The 656-nt window shown below is 51.4% G+C and carries 1 protein-coding gene; it reads left to right on the forward strand.

The genetic code is table 11. From position 1 onward, the window contains the following. Positions 1 to 97 precede the first annotated feature (97 nt). On the forward strand, positions 98 to 656 hold a 559-nt coding region (locus M5G17_RS25505; protein ID WP_273895637.1), incomplete at its 3' end, for an IS110 family transposase.

Genomic DNA, 656 nt, shown 5'->3' on the forward strand with positions numbered 1-656 from the left:
ATAAAGAATGCATCGTTTTCAAGCGACGATAGAAGCAAGCCAGCGCCTCTTGGTGAAACCCCTTCAAGCCGAAAAACCATAACCTCAGGAGCCGTCCATGGCAATGCGGGTAGATAAGTTGATCGTGGGCGTGGATGTTGCCAAAGCTGAGCTGGTTGTTCATCACGATGACCGTGATGAGCTCATCAGACTGAAAAATTCCAAACTTGAAATCAAGCGCTGGTTGAAACAACAACCGCGCAATACTGCCCTCTCTGTTGAAGCGACCAACATCTATCACCTGGACTTGGTTGAGCTGGCTCATGGTGCGGGTCTGACCGTCTACATCATTGATGGATTTCAACTGAGCAACTACAGAAAAAGCGTTGGAGGGCGAGTAAAAACAGACCCTTCGGATGCCCGGTTATTGTCTCGATTTTTGAAAAACGAGGGGGCGGATCTTCGCCCTTGGAGCCCACCTCCGGCCGTCTACGGCAAGCTTCAGAGCCTTCTTCGACGCAGGGCCTCCTTGGTGAGCGCTCGCACGGCAATGACTCAGAGCTGGGCGAACGAAGGGCTTTTGAAAGTGGCCTTCGACACCTTCGTTAAGTCAATTGACGATCTGGATCTTCTGATCCACACGAGAGCACTATATGAGCAGGTACGCTGTCAGGTAG

The organism is Pseudomonas rubra, from assembly GCF_028656935.1.
GTDB classification, from domain to species: Bacteria; Pseudomonadota; Gammaproteobacteria; order Pseudomonadales; family Pseudomonadaceae; genus Aquipseudomonas; species Aquipseudomonas rubra.